Raw genomic sequence first — 15,964 nt, 5'->3', positions numbered from 1 at the left:
AAGGAAAATCGCGCAAAAAAGGCGCTTCCACCGGAAGCGCCTTTTGCATTGTCGGACAGTGATGCGCGGAAGCGCGTCAGCTCACAGCGAGTAGTACATGTCGAATTCGACCGGATGCGGGGTCATTTCGAAGCGCTCGACTTCGGTCATCTTCAGCTCGATATAGGCGTCGATGAAGTCGTCGTCGAACACGCCGCCGTTCTTGAGGAAGGCGCGGTCCTTGTCGAGATTTTCCAGCGCCTCGCGCAGCGAGCCGCAGACGGTTGGAATCTGCTTCAGCTCTTCCTTCGGCAGATCGTACAGATCCTTGTCCATCGCCGGGCCCGGATCGAGCTTGTTCTTGACGCCGTCGAGGCCGGCCATCAGCATCGCGGCGAAGCCGAGATAGGGATTGGCCATCGGATCGGGGAAACGCACCTCGACGCGCTTGGCCTTCGGGTTCGAGGTGTAGGGGATGCGGCACGAAGCCGAGCGGTTGCGCGCGGAGTAGGCGAGCAGCACCGGCGCCTCGTAGCCCGGGACCAGACGCTTGTAGGAGTTGGTCGACGGGTTGGTGAAGGCGTTGATCGCCTTGGCGTGCTTGATGATGCCGGCGATGTAGGACAGGCAGGTCTCCGAGAGGTCGGCGTATTTGTTGCCGGCGAACACCGGCTTGCCGTCCTTCCAGATCGACTGGTGGCAGTGCATGCCCGAGCCGTTGTCGCCATACACCGGCTTCGGCATGAAGGTGGCGGTCTTGCCGTAGATGTGGGCGACCTGATGGATGCAATATTTGTAGATCTGCATCTGGTCGGCCATCAGCGTCAGCGTGTCGAACTTCATGCCGAGCTCGTGCTGGGCGGAGGCGACTTCGTGGTGATGCTTCTCGACCTTGACGCCCATCTTGGCCATCGCGCCGAGCATTTCCGAGCGCATGTCCTGCACCGAGTCCTGCGGCGGCACCGGGAAGTAGCCGGCCTTGGTGCGGATGCGGTGACCGAGATTGCCGCCCTCATATTCGGTGTCCGAATTGATCGGCAGTTCGACCGAATCCAGCTTGAAGCCGGTGTTGTAAGGCGTGGTCTGGTAGCGCACGTCGTCGAACACGAAGAATTCGGCTTCCGGTCCGAAGAACACGGTGTCGCCGACGCCCATCGACTTGACCATCGCCTCGGCCTTCTTGGCCATGCCGCGCGGGTCGCGGTTGTAGGGTTCGCCGGTGGTCGGTTCCAGCACGTCGCAGGTGATGACCAGGGTGGTCTCGGCGAAGAACGGATCGATCGTCGCGGTGACCGGATCGGGCATCAGGCACATGTCGGATTCGTTGATTGCCTTCCAGCCGGCGATCGAGGAGCCGTCAAACATGAGGCCTTCGGCGAACGTTTCCTCTTCGATCATCCCGACGTCGAAAGTCACATGCTGCCACTTGCCGCGCGGATCGGTAAAGCGCAGGTCGACGTATTTGACGTCGTTGTCCTTGATCGATTTCAGGACGTCTTTGGCGGTCTTCATGAGTACCCCTTTTGGCTACAGGTCGTCGCGATCTGGCCATGGGCCGAGACCGTCGGTCAAGCTCAATACAATCGGGGGAAGTTCAATACAATATCAGACTATCGCCCACTCCGGTCACAAATGCGGTTGGTTCGCAACTCCGGCTCAGATGGCGTCCAGCCCGGATTCGCCTGTCCTGATGCGGATGGCTTCCTCGATGTTGGACACGAAGATCTTGCCGTCGCCGATGCGCCCGGTCTGGGCCGCGCGCCTGATGGCGTCGATCGCCCGCTCGACCAGGTCGTCCCCGATCACGATCTCGATCTTCACCTTGGGCAGGAAGTCCACGATATATTCCGCACCGCGATAGAGTTCGGCGTGCCCCTTCTGGCGTCCGAAACCCTTGGCCTCGGTTACGGTAATGCCTTGCAGTCCGACTTCCTGGAGCGCTTCCTTTACCTCGTCGAGCTTGAATGGCTTGATGATGGCTTCGATCTTCTTCACTGAGCGCCTCCCGGGCATTTCCAAAATTCAGACAGCAGACTTGCTTCGACGTTGCGCGATATCGCGCAGGTTGTTCGATCGTTCGTCCTGACGTGTAGCCGGGGAATACCAACAATTGGCGTTGAGCACGATCATCCAGAGCCGACTTCCTCAAAAGCAGGGTCTATGCCAAGTTATTAAGACGCCTGATTTTGAAATGTTATCAGCCTTTTATCTGGCATTCGCCAGCGGGTGGGCTGATAGCTTCACCATAGCTCAGCACACCAAATAGGCAAACAGATCAATCGGTATGCAACTGCTGGGGATTGGGCTACGCGTGGCATAAGAAATGCCTCAGGATAAGGCGCTTTTACCAGGGATTTGGCATGGAAGTTCTCACAACGGCTGAAATGGAACGTGCCGATCGGCTCACCATTGCTGCGGGCACGCCCGGCTTCGCTCTGATGCTGAGTGCCGGCCAGGTCGTCGCGGAGGCTGCGATGGAGCTGGTGGAGGAGGGGCCGATCCTCGTTGTGGCCGGGCCCGGCAACAATGGTGGCGACGGTTTCGTGGCGGCGGCGGAGCTGTCGGCGCGCGGCCGCGAGGTTTCGGTGATGCTGTTGTGCGAGCGGGAGAGCCTGCAGGGCGACGCGGCCTCCGCGGCGAAGGGGTGGAAACATCCGCTGTTGCCGTTCAATCCGCAGGCGATCGGCAAGCCCGCTCTGATCATCGATGCGCTGTTCGGGGCCGGTCTCGACCGGCCGGTCAAGGGCGAAGCGCATGACGTGATCGAGGCGATCAACGCCAACGGCGCGCCGGTTCTCGCCGTCGATCTGCCGAGCGGCATCAACGGCACCAGCGGATCCGTCATGGGCATCGCGGTTCGCGCCGCCGAGACCGTCACCTTTTTCCGGCGCAAGCCCGCGCATTTACTGTTGCCCGGCCGCGTGCATTGCGGCCGCGTGCGCGTCGCCGATATCGGCATCGATCTCGCAGTGCTTGCGGAAATTGCCCCGCGGACGTTCGAGAACATCCCGGACACCTGGCGCGAATCGTTTCCGGTGCCGAAAATCGAGGGACACAAATACGCCCGCGGCCACACCGTCGTCGTTTCCGGCGACATCGCAGCGACGGGAGCCGCGCGGATGTCGGCGCGCGGCGCGTTGCGGGCGGGCGCCGGCCTCGTTACGCTGGCCTCGCCGCGCGACGCACTCACCGTCAACGCCGCGGCGCTGACCGCGGTGATGGTCCGCCCCATCGACACCACGATCGAGTTCGCCGAACTCCTGACCGACAAGCGTCTCAACGCTTGCGTGATCGGACCGGGGGCGGGTCCCGGCGAGCGGACCCGCGATTTCGTGCTCACCGCGCTGACGGCGCAACGCGGCCTGGTGCTCGATGCGGACGCCCTGACGAGTTTTGCCGAAGCACCTGAACATCTGTTCGAAGCGATTAAAGCATCGCACGATCCGCAGGTCGTTCTGACCCCGCATGAGGGAGAATTTCCCCGCCTGTTCAGCGACATCAGCAACAAACATCCACTTCGCTCGAAGCTCGAAAGGGTGCGGGCAGCCGCCGAACGCGCGGGCAGCGTCGTGCTGCTCAAGGGACCGGATACGGTGGTGGCGTCACCCGATGGGCGCGCCACCATCGCCGCCAACGCGCCGCCCTGGCTCGCCACCGCGGGCGCCGGCGACGTGCTGTCAGGGATGATCGCAGGTCTGCTGGCACAGGGTGTGCCGGCGTTCGAGGCCGCCTCGATCGGGGTCTGGATGCATGGCGAGGCCGCGCGCGAGGCCGGTCCGGGACTTATCGCGGAAGACCTGCCGGAGACGCTGCCGGCTGTGTTCCGCAGCCTCTATGACGCGTTCGGCATCGAGTATTGAGCGCAGCAATATCCGCCAAGCGCTCGGTCACCGCGTTCTGATCATGCGCTGCCATGGCACTGAAGGGTGCGATGCGGCTGCAGCTTTTGACATCCGGACGAAGCGTCAGAGAGCGCAGGGCTCCTGCGAAGCAGGAGGCTTCAAGTGGCCTGAGGAGACGACGGCGCGCGGCGGTTGCCTCACGCGACATTGTACCATCGCACGAGGCGCGCCGCCGCCCAGTCGGTGGCGACAACCTCGATCAGCCAGCGGCCGGCGTGCTCGGCGGCGAAGGCGACCCGCTGCGTCTGCCCGGCATCGATCGCCAGTGTATCCAGCCAGAACGGCTTCCAGCCGTCGTCGAGTCGGTCCAGCAGGCGGAAGTGATGGCCATGGAGATGGAATACGGTCGGGATGACGCCGCGATTGGTCAGGGCGAGCACCACGGTGCGGCCGGCCCTGGCAGCGAACGCCGGCGCCGCCGATCCGGCAAAATCCGCAGGCCGCACCCAGTCGCCCTGCGGGCCGCCGAGCGTCACTTCAAAACGTTGGGCGCTCCTGAGGTCAAGCTCGGCCGGCAAGCCATTGGATGGCAGCGCCGGCGCGGCGGGGAGGGCGGCGGCCCGCAGGGCCGGCTCGCTGGAAACGATTAGGCGGGCGATCGGCCGGGCCTCCTTGCCGTCGTGCAAGAGGACAGGTGAGGTAGTACCGGGCGTTTCGCCAGCGTCGACGAACGCGTCGGCCCGACCTCCCGGCGCCAGCACGATCGCGCTGTTCCGCGCCGGGAACGGCTCAGCCGGCTGGCTATCCAGGGCCATCACCCGGACCTCATACCCGTCCATTTTGACCGCAATGACAGTCCGTTGGCAGCCATTGACGAAGCGGAATCGCAGCCGTTCGCGGGCGCGCATCGCGATATCCGGCGTCTGCAGCCCATTGACGGTGTAAAGCGGCGTCGTGTCCGTCGGTTCGACGCCGGGCGCGATCGCGATCCCGTCCGGGCGCAGCCGCCAATCCTCGATCAGGAACATCTCGTCGCGGTCGACGGCGACCGGTTCACTCTCGGCTACGATCACCGGCAATCCCCGGCTGGGCCGCGCCGCCCCTCCACCCAGCAAGCTGAGGTCACACAGGAGCGTGCCGGCATGACGCCATGGAATCACTAGGCTTTCCTTTGCCGCCGACGCCAGCGGCGGCCGCGCCGCAAGCGGTTCGGCGGCCACGACCCCGTCGAGCCCGCGCCAGTTCAGCACCGCCGGTACTGGCAGGTCGTTCTGGAGGGTGAGTTCAAGCTCGTCGCCGCGCCGGAAACGCAAAGGGGGGTCTGGCGGCGAGCCCTGGAGCGACCATATCAAGGTTTCCGATTGGCCCGCACGCAGGGCGAGACTGCCTGCCTTGGCCTGCAGCTTCAGCGACAGGCGGCCTTGAGCGGTCGCGATATCCGGCAGGGACGCACCAAGGGCTGCAATGCCCAACCCGGTCAAAAGCTCGCGCCGGTCTAACCGGAAGATTCGATCTGCCATGAGGTTGATGCGGCCATTTTCCGCTGGATATGTCCAGTTGGTGCAGGTACCTCCCGGGAGGTCTGAATCGGCCATTTTTTTGCTGCGAACAGGTTGGCCCATGTTATAAGCCCGCCGCAACGATCACGTTCGGGATTTGGATGCGGGCGTCCAAATCATAAACGTGATCGATTCCATTAAGTTGGAGCATGATGGCCGCCCGAAAACCGTTGCACATTTTTCGGCATCGTGCTCGGGCGTTGCGGCCGGACATGATGCGATCAGCGGGCGTGGCGGAACTGGTAGACGCGCTGGATTTAGGTTCCAGTGACGAAAGTTGTGGGGGTTCGAGTCCCTCCGCCCGCACCAAGCGCTGACAGCGTTTGCATGACGATTGCTGGAGGATTTGTTTTTCGAAGGGGCGACTTGCCCGAAGAGAAACGGGTCCGCCGAACCACTGACGCAGGCTCAAAAGCTGCGCGTCGACGAGATTGACAAATGTCCGCGCCGAAAGGTCGGACAAAAGCGGGAAGAAGATTGGCACCATGCAGGTCACAGAAACCCTCGTCGAGGGATTGAAACACGAATTCCGGATCAGCGTTCCCGCATCGGACCTCGATGCCAAGGCGGATGCCCGTCTGGTCGATCTCAAGGACAAGGTCCGTCTCAACGGCTTCCGTCCGGGCAAGGTCCCAGTGAGCCACCTCAAGAAGGTCTATGGCCGTTCGGTGATGGCCGAGACCATCGACCAGACCATCCGCGATACCAATTCGCAGATCTTCACCGAGCGCGGCTTCCGGCTCGCGACCGAGCCCAAAATCACCATGCCGACGGAAGAAAAAGCCGTCGAGAATATCCTCGCCGGAAAATCCGATCTCACCTATACGGTCTCGATCGAGGTCGTGCCGGCGATTGCGCTTGCCGACTTCAAGAGCTTTACCGTCGAGAAGCCGGTCGCCGATGTGACCGAGGCCGATGTCGATCAAGCCATCAAGCGGATCGCCGATGGCAACAGGTCTTATGCCGCGAAGGGCGAGGGCGCCAAGGCCGAGAGCTGGGATCGGGTTACGATCTCGTTCAAGGGCACCATCGACGGCGTGCCGTTTGACGGCGGCACCGGCGAGAACATCCAGGTCACCATCGGCTCCAACACCTTCATTCCCGGCTTCGAGGAACAGCTGACCGGTATCGCCCAGGGCGAAACCCGCACCCTGAAGGTTTCCTTCCCGAAGAACTACGCCAGCGAGAAACTCGCCGGCCAGCCGGCCGAGTTCGAGACCACCGCGACCCTGGTCGAAGCGCCGCAGGAGACCAAGATCGACGACGAGTTCGCCAAGGCGCTCGGGCTGGAATCGCTCGACAAGCTGAAGGAAGCCGCGCGCGAGCGGCTGACGGCGGAATTCGCCGGCGCGACCCGCCAGCGCGTCAAGCGCATGTTGCTCGACCGTCTCGACGAGGCCCACCGCTTCGAGGCGCCGCCGTCGCTGGTCGAGGAAGAATTCAATCTGATGTGGAACTCGATCAAGGCCGAGATGGAGTCGAGCGGCAAGACCTTCGCCGACGAAGACACCACGGAAGAGGCGGCGAAGGAAGAATACCACAAGATCGCCGACCGAAGGGTGAGGCTCGGCCTCGTGCTGTCGGAGATCGGCGAGAAGAACAAGATTACGGTCACCGACGACGAAGTCGGCCGCGCGGTGATCGAACGCGCGCGCCAGATGCCCGGTCGCGAGAAAGAGGTCTGGGACTACTACCGCAACAATGCCAATGCGCTGGCCCAGCTTCGCGCTCCGATCTATGAAGACAAGGTAGTCGATTTCATCCTTGAACTCGCCAACGTGACTGAGAAGAAGGTGGCCCGCGAGGAACTCTACAGGGACGAGGAGGTCGAGAAGAGCGCCGCCTGACGTTAAGGTTGAGAAGTGAAAGCGGCTGGGCGGCGGCCGCCGTCGCTATGCCCGCCCGTCCGAATCAGCTTCAAGTGCGGCAGATCAACCCCGCTATTTGCCCGGGCTTGCTACCGGGGAATTGGCCCATATCTGTCAGCCTGCCTTTAAGTCCTGCATCACGGGACGTTCGTCCGTGCCTGGCAATTCCAGCCGGTTCTGTCTTGCCGATGGAAGTTCGTCGGTCAAACCGTCTACTAACCTTCTATCTACAAACCCTCTTTTACAAACCTTTGGGTGACTAATGCGCGATCCGGTGGAAACCTACATGAACCTCGTGCCGATGGTGGTCGAGCAGACCAACCGCGGCGAACGCGCTTACGACATTTTCTCGCGCCTCCTGAAGGAGCGCATCATCTTCGTGACCGGCCCGGTCGAAGATGGCATGTCGACGCTGACGGTGGCGCAGCTTCTGTTTCTCGAGGCCGAGAATCCGAAGAAGGAAATCTCGATGTACATCAACTCGCCCGGCGGCGTGGTGACATCGGGCCTCGCGATCTACGACACCATGCAGTTCATCCGTCCGCCGGTGTCCACGCTATGCACCGGGCAGGCGGCCTCGATGGGTTCGCTGCTCCTGTGCGCCGGCCACAAGGACATGCGGTTCTCGCTGCCGAATTCGCGTATCATGGTCCACCAGCCCTCCGGCGGCTTCCAAGGTCAGGCGACCGACATCATGCTGCACGCCCAGGAAATCCTGAACTTGAAAAAGCGGCTCAACGAGATCTACGTTAAACATACCGGCCAGACCTACAAGGCGATCGAGGATGCGCTGGAACGCGACAAGTTCCTGACCGCCGAGATGGCGCGTGACTTCGGGATTGTCGACAAGGTGATCGACAAGCGCATGGAAGACCCGGTCCCCATGAAGACCACGTAGGACCACGGATTGCGCCCGCGGCAACGTTAACGGACTATTGCGTTAGGCCCTTTTGGCCGCTAGCGGCACTATAATGCCCTCGCGCGGGCAAAAAGTTCCGCTTTCGTGCTCATTTGGCGGCGTGACAATCGCGCAACGCTTGGCTGATTTCGGCAGGTTTCGCTCGTGCGAACCTCGCAAATCACGGTATTGTCACGGGTAGCGGATGGTCGGCCGATTAGCGAATTCTTGATAGTCGGGTGCGACCATGGTTGGCTAGGCGGGATCGGCCAGGGTCGCAGGAGATTCGAGTGCGCCGCAGTCCGAGTGCGGCATCTGGAATGTAGGGTCTTTTTTGGTACGAAATTTGCTCTATCTAGAACTATGAGCCGGTGTGTACCGGAATAGGGCGATCGAGCGGACGGGATCGAACGGCGGACGGAGAGAAGAATGAGTAAGGTCGGCACGAGCGACTCCAAGAACACGCTTTATTGCTCGTTCTGCGGCAAGAGCCAGCACGAAGTTCGCAAACTGATCGCGGGTCCAACCGTTTTCATTTGCGATGAATGCGTCGAACTGTGCATGGATATCATCCGCGAGGAAAACAAATCCTCGCTGGTGAAGTCGCGCGACGGCATCCCGACCCCGAAGGAAATCTGCAAGGTCCTCGACGATTACGTCATCGGCCAGAGCCATGCCAAGAAGGTGTTGTCGGTCGCGGTCCACAATCACTACAAGCGCCTCAATCACCAGACCAAGCACAACGACGTCGAGCTTGCGAAGTCGAACATCCTGCTGATCGGTCCGACCGGCTCGGGAAAGACGCTGCTGGCGCAGACGCTGGCGCGGATTCTCGACGTGCCGTTCACGATGGCGGATGCGACGACCCTGACCGAAGCCGGTTATGTCGGCGAGGACGTCGAGAACATCATCCTGAAGCTGCTGCAGTCGGCCGACTACAATGTCGAGCGGGCGCAGCGTGGCATCGTCTATATCGACGAAATCGACAAGATCAGCCGCAAGTCCGACAATCCCTCGATCACCCGCGACGTGTCGGGCGAGGGTGTCCAGCAGGCGCTGTTGAAGATCATGGAAGGCACGGTGGCTTCGGTTCCTCCACAGGGCGGCCGCAAGCATCCGCAGCAGGAATTCCTGCAGGTCGACACCACCAATATCCTGTTCATTTGCGGCGGCGCCTTCTCCGGGCTGGAGAAGATCATCTCCGCGCGCGGCCGCTCGACCTCGATCGGCTTCGCAGCGCAAGTGCTGGCGCCGGAAGACCGCCGTACCGGCGAAATCTTCCGCCACGTCGAGCCTGAGGATCTCTTGAAATACGGCCTGATCCCCGAGTTCGTCGGCCGCCTGCCGGTGGTCGCGACGCTGGAGGATCTCGACGAGACCTCGCTGAAGAAGATTCTGACCGATCCGAAGAACGCGCTGGTGAAGCAGTACCAGCGCCTGTTCGAAATGGAGAATATCGAGCTGACCTTCGCCGACGAGGCACTTGGCGCGGTCGCCCGCAGGGCGATCGAGCGCAAGACCGGCGCGCGCGGCTTGCGTTCGATCCTGGAGAGCATCCTGCTCGAGACCATGTTCGATCTTCCGGGCCTGGAAGGCGTCGAAGAGGTCGTGATCTCGCGCGAAGTGGTGGAGGGCACCGCTCGCCCGCTCTACATCTACGCGGATCGTTCCGACCGCGCCGTCGAGAGCAGCGCCAGCGCCTGATCGCGCTGGCTGCGGGTGAGTTGAGGTGTGCAAGAAGTAACGGCCGTCGAGACTTTCGACGGCCGCGTTTGCGCAGCATTACCTTGCGACTTAGGCCCGATTGGCGGGCTTTTTCATCACTTGACACCCCCATGGTCGATAGCCACCTAATGCTGTCGGCGATGAAGACCCAACCTTGAGATTCGTCGCACCAACGATCCGGAAATGTCGGCCGCAAGAGGCGGTCATCAGTCCCGGAACATCCCGGCACCTTGTGGCGGTTGCGCAAAACAGCGGACTGCGTGCAAGGGGGCACAACAAAAGGAATAGGCCATGACGACCCCGAAACCCCGGCCATCTATCGTCCACGGCGAAAGCCACGCTTACCCGGTGCTGCCGCTTCGCGACATCGTCGTCTTCCCGCACATGATCGTGCCGCTGTTCGTCGGCCGCGAGAAGTCGATCCGTGCGCTCGAAGAAGTGATGAAGAACGACGCCTTGATCATGCTGGCGACGCAGAAGAACGCGTCGGACGATGATCCGAGCCCGGATTCGATCTATGAAACCGGCACGCTTGCCAGCGTCCTGCAGCTGCTCAAATTGCCCGACGGCACCGTGAAGGTGCTGGTCGAAGGCCTCGAGCGCGCGCGCGTCCAGAAATACAGCGACCGGTCGGAATATTACGAGGCGACCGCCATCGCGCTCGCCGATACCGATGCCAAATCCGTCGAGGCCGAAGCTCTGGCGCGCTCGGTCGTGTCCGACTTCGAAAGCTATGTGAAGCTGAACAAGAAGATTTCTGCCGAAGTCGTCGGCGTGGTTCAGGCCATCACCGATTTCGCCAAGCTCGGCGACACCGTCGCCTCCCATCTCGCCGTCAAGATCGCCGATCGCCAGGGTATCCTGGAGACGCTGTCGGTGACCGCGCGCCTCGAGAAGGTGCTCGGGCTGATGGAGAGCGAGATCTCGGTGCTGCAGGTCGAGAAGCGCATCCGCTCGCGCGTCAAGCGCCAGATGGAGAAGACCCAGCGCGAATATTATCTCAACGAGCAGATGAAGGCGATCCAGAAGGAGCTCGGCGACGACGAAGGTCGTGACGAGCTGGCCGATCTGGAAGAGAAGATCGCCAAGACCAAGCTCTCCAAGGAAGCCCGCGAGAAGGCACAGCACGAGTTGAAGAAGCTGCGCCAGATGTCGCCGATGTCCGCGGAAGCGACCGTCGTGCGCAACTATCTCGACTGGCTGCTGTCGATCCCGTGGAACAAGAAGTCCAAGGTCAAGAAGGACCTGGTCGCGGCGCAAGCCGTGCTCGACAGCGATCATTACGGGCTCGAGAAGGTCAAGGACCGCATCGTCGAGTATCTGGCGGTGCAGTCGCGCGCCAACAAGCTGACCGGACCGATCCTGTGCCTGGTCGGGCCTCCCGGCGTCGGCAAGACCTCGCTCGGCAAGTCGATCGCGAAAGCGACGGGGCGCGAATTCGTGCGCGTGTCGCTCGGCGGCGTGCGCGATGAAGCGGAGATCCGCGGTCACCGCCGCACCTATATCGGCTCGATGCCCGGCAAGATCATCCAGTCGATGCGCAAGGCGAAGACCTCGAACCCGCTGTTCCTGCTGGACGAGATCGACAAGATGGGCGCCGATTTCCGCGGCGATCCGTCCTCGGCGCTGCTTGAGGTCCTGGACCCCGAGCAGAACTCGACCTTCAACGACCACTATCTCGAGGTCGATTACGATCTCTCCAACGTGATGTTCATCACGACCGCGAATACGCTGAATATTCCGGGGCCGCTGATGGACCGCATGGAGATCATCCGGATCGCCGGCTATACCGAGAACGAGAAGGTCGAGATCGCGCGCAAGCATCTGATCCCGAACGCGATCGCCAAGCACGGCCTGGATTCCAAGGAATGGTCGATCGACGACGAGGCGTTGCTGTTGATGATCCGGCGCTACACCCGCGAAGCGGGCGTGCGTAACCTGGAGCGTGAGCTTTCGACACTCGCCCGCAAGGCGGTGAAGGAGCTGATGATCTCCAAGAAGAAGTCGGTGAAGGTGACCGAGAAGTCGCTCGAGGAATTCCTCGGCGTGCCGAAATATCGCTATGGCGAGATCGAGAGCGAGCCGCAGGTCGGCATTGTCACGGGCCTTGCCTGGACCGATGTCGGCGGTGAGCTGCTCACGATCGAAGGCGTCATGATGCCCGGCAAGGGCAAGATGACGGTCACGGGCAATCTGCGCGACGTGATGAAGGAGTCGATTTCGGCGGCGGCCTCCTATGTCCGCTCGCGCGCCGTCGGCTTCGGCATCGAGCCGCCGCTGTTCGACAAGCGCGACATCCACGTCCACGTGCCGGAGGGGGCGACCCCGAAGGACGGACCGTCGGCGGGTGTGGCGATGGCGACCGCGATCGTTTCGATCATGACCGGGATTCCGGTCCGGCATGATGTCGCCATGACGGGCGAGATCACGCTGCGCGGGCGGGTGCTGCCGATCGGCGGCTTGAAGGAGAAGCTGCTGGCGGCCGCGCGCGGCGGCATCAAGACGGTGCTGATCCCCGAGGACAACGCCAAGGATCTCACGGAGATTTCCGATGCGATCAAGGGCGGGATGACGATCATTCCGGTGGCTCGGCTGGATGACGTGATCTCCAAGGCGCTGGTGCGGCCTCCGGTGCCGATTGTCTGGGAAGAGGATACCGGCAAGGTGCCGGTCAAGCCGGAAGCCGGCGACGAAGCCGCCGGTGGCCTGACCGCGCACTGAACGATTCAATCTAAAATGCTAAAGCGGCGCCCTTGGGCGCCGTTTTCTTTTGCGAGGACCGCCAGTGATCGCCGTTTTCGGAGTGAGCGCGATGAACATCGACGGGCAATGCCATTGCGGTCTTGTGACCTATCAGGCCGACATCGATCCTGACCAAGTCTCGGTTTGTCACTGCACGGATTGCCAGACGCTGACCGGTTCGCCCTATCGGGTCACCGTGATCTGCGCCGGCGAACAAATCCGGATGACGGGGAAAGCGCCCACGGTCTATGCCAAGACAGGCGACAACGGCCGCCGGCGCTTTCAGCATTTTTGCTCCGATTGCGGTTCCCCGCTGTTCACCAGCGGCGAGGGCGGTCCTGGCGATTGGGGAATCCGATGGGGCAGCATTCGCCAGCGCGACCAGCTCAAGCCAAGCCGGCAGTTCTGGTGCCGTTCGGCTGTGCCCTGGATCGAGGATATCAGGGGATTGCCGGGACGGCCGACCGACTGACGGTGTCCGACCTTGCGCCGAGGGCTCGGGCGGCGCTAAACAGGCGCTGACGGGCGGCTAGCTCAGCTGGTTAGAGCATCTCGTTTACACCGAGAGGGTCGGGAGTTCGAATCTCTCGCCGCCTACCAGCCTTCGCGCTTCTGGGCTTCGGCCCGGCGAGCCGAAAAATGAACGACGCGAAGGCTGTCGCGCCGAAGTTGCGAAGCGACGAAGGCGGACCAACAAAGAGTTTCGACCCATGGAAACACCTGTCGGCCACGACCTGAACGCGGACCAGATCGCCTATTGGAACGGCCCGGGCGGCCAGCGCTGGGCCGACCGGCAGCAATCCCAGGACGTTCTGCTGGCGCCGGTCGCCGATCGCCTGATCGACCGCGCCAGGCCCTCGGCCGGCGAGCGGATTGTCGATGTCGGCTGCGGCAGCGGTGCCACGTCGATTGCGCTGGCGCAGAAGGTCGGCCCGACCGGATACGTGATGGGGATCGACATTTCGGGTCCGATGCTGGCCCGCGCCCGCGAGGTCGCCCCGGTGGGGCTGCCGGTCGAATTCGTGCTGGCGGACGCCACCGTTTACCCGTTCGCGCCTGCCAGCTTTGATCTCCTGGCCTCCCGCTTCGGCGTGATGTTCTTTGCCGAGCCGGCGCGCTCCTTCGCCAATCTGCGCCGGGGTCTGAAGCCGTCGGGCCGGCTGGCCTTCGCCTGCTGGCGGGAGCCGCGCGAAAATCCGTTCTTCATGGCGCCGCTGCAGGCCGTCTACAAGCACGTCCCCAAGCTGCCGCAACAGGGGCCCGAAGATCCCGGTCCGTTCGCTTTCGCCTCCGAGGCGCGCGTGCAGCGCATCCTGGGCGAGGCCGGCTTCACCGGCATCGCCATGGAGCCGTGCAATTTTTCGCTCGATATCGCGGTCGGGCGCGGGCTCGATACCGCGGTCAAGAGCGCGCTGGACATCGGACCGGCCGCCCGCGCGCTCGCCGAACAGCCGCCGGAAGTGGTCGCTGCCGCCGCCGTCTCGATACGCGAGGCGCTGACGCCTTTTCTCAAGGGACAGTCGGTGCCGCTTCCCGCCGCGATCTGGATCGTGACGGCGCGGGCCTGAGCGATTTTGTGTTGACGCGTTTTCTTAACGCGAACCGGTATCCACTTCGCTTGAAAACGCTTTAAGCCCGCTCTTCCCAGATCATCGCGAGATGGACGATGGTCAGCACGGCCTTTTCCATGTCCCGAACGCTGACCCATTCCAGTCGCGAATGGAACGCGTGCTCGCCGGCGAAGATGTTGGGGCAGGGCAGTCCCATGAACGACAGCCGCGAGCCGTCGGTGCCGCCGCGGATCGAGGTCTTCACCGGCTTGAGGCCGGCGCGGCGGATTGCCTCCATCGCATGGTCGACGATCTCGGGGTGACGGTCGATCACCTGCTTCATGTTGCGGTATTGCGGCTTGATCTCCAGCCGGTAGCTCGAGCGCGGATAGCCCTTCATCACGTCCTTGACGATACTCTCGAGCAGGGCTTCTTTCTCTTTCAGGCCTTCGTCGGTGAAATCGCGCACGATGAAACCGAGCGTGGCTTTCTCCAGCGCGCCGGAGATGCCAATCGGGTGCAGAAAACCTTGCTTGCCCTCGGTGGTTTCCGGCGAGCAGGTGGTTTTCGGCAGCCGCTCGACGATGGCGGCGGCGATCTTGATGGCGTGCTCCATCTTGCCCTTGGCGAAGCCGGGATGGACGCTGACGCCTTCGATGGTGATGGTGGCGCCGTCGGCCGAAAACGTCTCGTCCTCGATATTGCCGGCGGTCTCGCCGTCGATCGTGTAGGCAAAATCCGCGGCCAGCTTCTTCAGGTCGGCCTTGTCGACGCCGCGGCCGATCTCTTCGTCGGGCGTGAACAGGATCTTGATGGCGCCGTGTTTGATCTGCGGATTGTTGATCAGGAAATGCGCCGCATCCATGATTTCGGCGAGGCCGGCCTTGTTGTCGGCCCCCAACAGCGTGGTGCCGTCCGAGGTGACGATATCGCTGCCGATCTGGTCCCTGAGTGCGGGATGTTCTGCCGCACGGATGATTTGTGAGGGGTCGCCCGGCAGCACGATGTCGCCGCCGCGATAATTCCGCACGATCTGCGGCTTGACGTCCTTGCCGCTGCAATCGGGCGAGGTGTCCATATGCGAGCAGAAGCAGATCACCGGGACCGGCTTGTCGGTATTGGCTGGAATGGTCGCGTAGACATAGCCGTGTTCGTCGAGATGGGCGTCGCGCAGACCCATCGCCTGCAGCTCGGCGGCGAGCAGGCGGCCCAGATTTTTCTGCTTTTCGGTGGACGGGCAGGTCGGGGAGGCGGGGTCCGACTGGGTGTCGATCACGACGTAGCGCAGAAAGCGCTCGGTCACGGTGTGGGTAAAGGCTGGGGACGTGGCCAACATGATATCCGCGGCAAGATGGGAACCGGAGGTTTCTATAACAGAAAAGCGCCATTCCGGGGGCCGCGTCGCGACCCGGAATGGCGCTTGAAAGTCCGATCAGAAGGGGCGTCTTGTTAGACGGCTTCCTTGAGTTCCTTGGCCGCGCGGAAGGCAACCTTCTTGCTCGCCTTGATGTGGATCGCTTCGCCGGTGGCGGGGTTGCGGCCCATGCGGGCGGCGCGCTTGCGGACCTGCAGGATGCCGAGGCCGACGATGCGGATGCGCTCGCCCTTCTTCAGGTGCTTGGTGATCCGGTTGACCAGATCGCTGAGAATCTCTTCAGCCTTCTTCTTGGACAGTTCCTGGTCGTCGGCGATTGCCGCCGCCAGATGCTTGAGCGTGACCGTGGTCGGGGTTGCTGCCTTCTTCGCCATAATTGGCCCTCCTCGTTTGTTTGATGGCTCAGGAAACTCAGACGTAGCAGGC

The 15,964-nt window shown here is 62.5% G+C and carries 12 protein-coding genes and 2 tRNA genes; 9 read left to right on the top strand and 5 right to left on the bottom strand.

Translation table 11 applies throughout. From position 1 onward, the window contains the following. Positions 1 to 81: 81 nt before the first annotated feature. Together glnA and B5525_RS33420 are read right to left on the bottom strand one after the other, a co-directional pair. Positions 82 to 1,491, bottom strand: a complete 1,410-nt coding sequence (gene glnA, locus B5525_RS33425) for a type I glutamate--ammonia ligase (RefSeq protein ID WP_079570052.1) — start codon at positions 1,489 to 1,491, stop codon at positions 82 to 84. A gap of 144 nt (positions 1,492 to 1,635) precedes the next feature. Beyond that, complete coding sequence (locus B5525_RS33420; RefSeq protein WP_007603495.1) at positions 1,636 to 1,974, bottom strand: P-II family nitrogen regulator; 339 nt, start codon at positions 1,972 to 1,974, stop codon at positions 1,636 to 1,638. Between the two features lie 365 nt (positions 1,975 to 2,339). On the opposite strand from B5525_RS33420, the gene B5525_RS33415 reads away from it, so the two are divergent. After that, the gene (locus B5525_RS33415; RefSeq protein ID WP_079570051.1) at positions 2,340 to 3,839 is read left to right on the top strand and encodes an NAD(P)H-hydrate dehydratase; all 1,500 of its coding nucleotides are present in this window, start codon (positions 2,340 to 2,342) and stop codon (positions 3,837 to 3,839) included. A gap of 179 nt (positions 3,840 to 4,018) precedes the next feature. Here the strand turns inward: B5525_RS33415 and B5525_RS33410 are convergent, their stop codons facing one another. Then, complete coding sequence (locus tag B5525_RS33410) at positions 4,019 to 5,461, bottom strand: multicopper oxidase family protein (RefSeq protein WP_338075237.1); 1,443 nt, start codon at positions 5,459 to 5,461, stop codon at positions 4,019 to 4,021. A 143-nt stretch (positions 5,462 to 5,604) separates the two neighbouring features. Here B5525_RS33410 and B5525_RS33405 point away from each other — a divergent pair. The 8 genes from B5525_RS33405 to B5525_RS33370 all read left to right on the top strand — a co-directional run bounded on the left by B5525_RS33405 (position 5,605) and on the right by B5525_RS33370 (position 14,181). Next, positions 5,605 to 5,689, top strand: a tRNA-Leu gene (locus tag B5525_RS33405). A 176-nt stretch (positions 5,690 to 5,865) separates the two neighbouring features. Then, a complete protein-coding gene (tig, locus tag B5525_RS33400; RefSeq protein ID WP_079570049.1) occupies positions 5,866 to 7,227 on the top strand; it encodes a trigger factor in 1,362 nt (453 codons plus the stop codon). Between the two features lie 283 nt (positions 7,228 to 7,510). Further along, positions 7,511 to 8,146 carry an ATP-dependent Clp protease proteolytic subunit gene (locus B5525_RS33395; RefSeq protein ID WP_079570048.1) on the top strand — a complete coding sequence of 212 codons (636 nt, stop codon included), beginning with the start codon at positions 7,511 to 7,513 and terminating at the stop codon, positions 8,144 to 8,146. 429 nt (positions 8,147 to 8,575) lie between these two features. Continuing rightward, positions 8,576 to 9,850: an ATP-dependent Clp protease ATP-binding subunit ClpX gene (clpX, locus tag B5525_RS33390; RefSeq protein WP_079570046.1), complete on the top strand. Its 1,275-nt coding sequence runs from the start codon at positions 8,576 to 8,578 to the stop codon at positions 9,848 to 9,850. 312 nt (positions 9,851 to 10,162) lie between these two features. After that, a complete protein-coding gene (lon, locus tag B5525_RS33385; protein ID WP_079570045.1) occupies positions 10,163 to 12,592 on the top strand; it encodes an endopeptidase La in 2,430 nt (809 codons plus the stop codon). A 91-nt stretch (positions 12,593 to 12,683) separates the two neighbouring features. Continuing rightward, complete coding sequence (locus tag B5525_RS33380) at positions 12,684 to 13,085, top strand: GFA family protein (protein WP_079574119.1); 402 nt, start codon at positions 12,684 to 12,686, stop codon at positions 13,083 to 13,085. Positions 13,086 to 13,136: 51 nt separating this feature from the next. Then, a tRNA-Val gene (locus tag B5525_RS33375) sits at positions 13,137 to 13,213 on the top strand. A gap of 110 nt (positions 13,214 to 13,323) precedes the next feature. After that, on the top strand, positions 13,324 to 14,181 hold the full coding sequence (locus B5525_RS33370; RefSeq protein WP_079570043.1) for a class I SAM-dependent methyltransferase: 858 nt from the start codon (positions 13,324 to 13,326) through the stop codon (positions 14,179 to 14,181). Between the two features lie 61 nt (positions 14,182 to 14,242). Here the strand turns inward: B5525_RS33370 and pepT are convergent, their stop codons facing one another. Both pepT and B5525_RS33360 read right to left on the bottom strand, forming a co-directional pair. Then, positions 14,243 to 15,499 (bottom strand): peptidase T, encoded by a 1,257-nt coding sequence (gene pepT / locus B5525_RS33365; RefSeq protein ID WP_079570041.1) that lies wholly within the window; start codon positions 15,497 to 15,499, stop codon positions 14,243 to 14,245. Between the two features lie 113 nt (positions 15,500 to 15,612). Beyond that, on the bottom strand, positions 15,613 to 15,912 hold the full coding sequence (locus B5525_RS33360) for an HU family DNA-binding protein (protein WP_079570040.1): 300 nt from the start codon (positions 15,910 to 15,912) through the stop codon (positions 15,613 to 15,615). Positions 15,913 to 15,964 lie beyond the last annotated feature (52 nt).

It is taken from the genome of Bradyrhizobium erythrophlei (assembly GCF_900129505.1).
GTDB classification, from domain to species: Bacteria; Pseudomonadota; Alphaproteobacteria; order Rhizobiales; family Xanthobacteraceae; genus Bradyrhizobium; species Bradyrhizobium erythrophlei_D.
This window is presented reverse-complemented; position numbering and strand designations above follow the sequence as displayed.